Source organism: Sulfitobacter brevis (genome assembly GCF_900112755.1).
Lineage (GTDB): Bacteria > Pseudomonadota > Alphaproteobacteria > Rhodobacterales > Rhodobacteraceae > Sulfitobacter > Sulfitobacter brevis.
In genome coordinates, this window is record NZ_FOMW01000058.1 from 1 (window position 1) to 2,321 (window position 2,321).

Genomic DNA, 2,321 nt, shown 5'->3' on the forward strand with positions numbered 1-2,321 from the left:
CATGGCATACCTTCATCAAGGCCAGTCAACGATTTGGCCTTGCCACGCCGACAAATGGAGAGAACTGAAAACAGTTGTCAGAATACATCCCGTTACCTAACGTAAACGAGTATGGCCCAGCTGCTGGGCGGTATCGGATCGACACTCCGCAAAAATAAACGTTTTCGAACTGGGAGAGAAGTGATGTTATCTACCAATTCCTTTTTAGGGAGGCTCGCCCTAAGCACCTGCTTAGCATTTGGGACCGTCTCCGCTGCCACTGCGTTAGAAATCAACCTTGAACCCTATGTTACAGGTCTGAATGCGCCTCTGGCGATGGTGCAACCTGCGGGGGACGACCGCAAATTCGTGATCGAACAATTTGGTCGCGTGAAGATCATCGACAAGGACGGCAACCTGCTGCCCACCCCGTTTCTGGATATCCGAAACAAGATCGTGACGCAGTTTCATGACTTCGACGAACGTGGCTTGCTCGGATTGACCTTTCACCCCGACTTCGCAACCAACGGCAAATTCTATGTAGCCTATTCCGCGAACACCAACTTCCAGGGTGACTTGGGCAAGATGTTCTGGTGGGATCACACGAACACCGTTGAAGAATACACCGTCTCCGCAGACGATCCCAATGTCGCGGACCGCAAATCGGGGCGGACCATCACCGAGATCGACTGGCCGCAGTTCAACCACAATGGCCATTGGATCGGATTTGGTCCCGACAAGATGCTCTATATCTCAACTGGTGACGGTGGATATGCCAATGACTGGGGCATCGGTCACAACGTGACGGAAGGTAACGGGCAGGATCTGTCGGTTCTGCACGGCAAGATGCTGCGGATTGACGTCAACACGCCAGCCGATGGCAACAACTACTCAATCCCGGCTGATAACCCGTTCGTCGATAATGACGAAGCTGCACCAGAAATCTGGGCGTATGGCTTGCGCAACCCATGGCGCTGTTCATTCGACACCTCCGACGGGCGTCTTTTCTGCGGCGACGTACAACAGAACAGCTACGAAGAGCAGGACATTATCGTAAAGGGCGGCAACTATGGCTGGCGCCGCAAAGAAGGGTCCAAGTGCTTTGACTTTGAGGCGCCAGATAACCACCCTGCGACCTGCGATGAAGAAGGCTTGACCGATCCGATCATCGAATACGCAAACTGCACTGCGCAACCCAACGGTTGTAATGGCATCTCGAACACCGGTGGATATGTCTACCGTGGCGCGAATGCCGATTGGCAGGGCAAGTATATCTTTGGTGATTGGTCCAAGAGCTTTGCCGCAATGGACGGTCAGATCTTTATCGGCACAGAAGCAGAAGACGGTACATGGTCGATGGAAGTTGCTACGGTTGCGAATATGGATGGTAACACGCCATATATCCTAGCCTTTGCGCAGGATGCTGACGGCGAGGTTTACGCGTTGACGTCAATCACAACTGGCCCGAATGGCACGCTAGACACGATCTACAAGATCGTTCCAGCGAACTGAGGCCCCCCAGAGGGTTCTAAAGTCCCGCTGGTATTTGGCCAGCGGGACTTGCCCCTCAAATGACCTAACTGCCACTATCAACACAGGAGCGATCATGCTCAAGTCTCTGTATATGTTTACGATTGCAGTTGTTGCGTCACTGCTCGTCGCTCCCGCATTTGCGCAGGATGCGACCGCGGGCAAAAAGACCTTTAAGAAATGTGTTGCCTGTCACGCTATCGGCGAAGGTGCCAAGAACAAGGTCGGGCCGGTCCTAACCGATGTCATTGGACGCCAAGCGGGCACGGGCGAAGGGTACCAGTATGGCAAAGACATGGTCTTGGCCGGGGAGAAAGGCCTGCTGTGGACGCAAGAGTTACTGGCAGAGTATCTGGAAGACCCCAAACAATTCTTGCGTGACTATTTGGAAGATAGCGGTGCCAATTCAAAAATGTCATTCAAGCTGAAAGATGACAAGGAGCGCACCGACGTTGCTGCGTATCTGGCATCACAAGGCCCGGACGCAGACGCCAGCACCCAGCCAACCGCTGACCAGGCCCAAGCAAATGAGGCCGAGGCCGAGAACCCCGAAATGTCGATGGAGGACGTCATCGCGGCCCAAGAATTTAGTGAAGCGTACCTGACTGACCCGAAAAATATCGAAGCGGGCAAGGAATTCTGGTACGCTCAATGCACCCATTGCCATGGCTTCAAAGCCTATCCGGGCAAGGCACCAAAGTTGAAACCAGCCAAGTATAAGCCCGAATTTGTGTTTAAGCGGGTCTACAAAGGGTTCAAGAAAATGCCCGCGTGGCGCGACACCTATACCGTCGAAGAAATCCGGCAAATCG

Annotated in this window: 2 protein-coding genes; both read left to right on the top strand. The window is 53.4% G+C overall.

All coding sequences use genetic code 11. The features are described from left to right. The first annotated feature begins 183 nt into the window (after positions 1-183). Positions 184-1,491, top strand: a complete 1,308-nt coding sequence (locus tag BM174_RS20655; protein ID WP_177209575.1) for a PQQ-dependent sugar dehydrogenase — start codon at positions 184-186, stop codon at positions 1,489-1,491. Positions 1,492-1,585: 94 nt separating this feature from the next. Then, positions 1,586-2,321, top strand: a 736-nt coding sequence (locus BM174_RS20660; RefSeq protein WP_093925668.1) for a c-type cytochrome, incomplete at its 3' end; no start/stop codon positions are given.

Coding starts and splice junctions, on each gene's coding strand:
- BM174_RS20655 (WP_177209575.1), top strand. CDS start 184: ATGTTATCTACCAATTCCTTTTTAGGGAGGCTCGCCCTAAGCACCTGC.